1 pseudogene is annotated in these 837 nt (G+C 45.6%); it reads right to left on the minus strand.

Annotated features, from left to right (window positions below):
- Positions 1-173: 173 nt before the first annotated feature.
- Positions 174-837, minus strand: a pseudogene (locus D5018_RS21455) (reverse transcriptase domain-containing protein); the annotation flags it as partial.

Consider the following 837-nt stretch of genomic DNA (forward strand, 5'->3'; position numbering starts at 1 on the left):
TACCTGACAGAGTCAAGCTCTGCCTTTTCCTTAACGCTCACGACCAAAGCTCTTTACCTTCGCCGCTTAAGGTGGTTTGAAGCCTCCTCCTGTAAGGCGACTTCGAGGGACCTACCCTCATCTTCTGCGCAGTTGCGCATTGGTGCTGCTTACGCAGCAGCCTGTGCTCGTGGCACACAGTCATCAGCGTATCCGATAAAGTTGATCCTTTCACCAGTCCTACGTGCAATCGACTTAACCAGTTGTTCTAATCCAGCTAAAGTAAGTAGCATTAGCGTTGGTGAGATTATTCCACCTTGCGGTGTTCCTTCTTCCGTTTTGTAGAATAAACCTTTATCGATAAAACCACACCCAAGCCATTGCCTCAGCATTCTCTTATCCAGTTGAATGTTATCAATTAGCCATTGATGACCAATCTTATCGAAGCAAGACTTGATGTCTCCCTCAAGAACCCATTTGGCACAGCCGCTTTTGCATAGACATTTAAAGCATTGTGCAATAGCATCGGCGGTACTACGGTTAGGTCGAAACCCGTAACTATTTGGGTCAGCAAATGTTTCAGATATCGGCTCCAAAGCAAGAAGATGTAACGCTTGCTGCGCTCTATCTATCATACAGGGGATGCCTAATGGTCTGAGCTTGCCGTTTTTCTTGGGAATATAGATACGCCTGAGCGGTTTAGCTTTATAAGCCTTTCTGCTCAGTTGATTAACCGCAGCCATGCGACGAGCATCAGTGTTCCAAATGATGCCATCAATACCAGCGGTGTTTTTGCCTTTGTTTTGTGAAACTCGTTTAACAGCAAGTAGTTTTGCTGATTTAGAGTGAGTCAGTATC

The organism is Parashewanella curva (assembly GCF_003675895.1).
GTDB lineage: Bacteria > Pseudomonadota > Gammaproteobacteria > Enterobacterales > Shewanellaceae > Parashewanella > Parashewanella curva.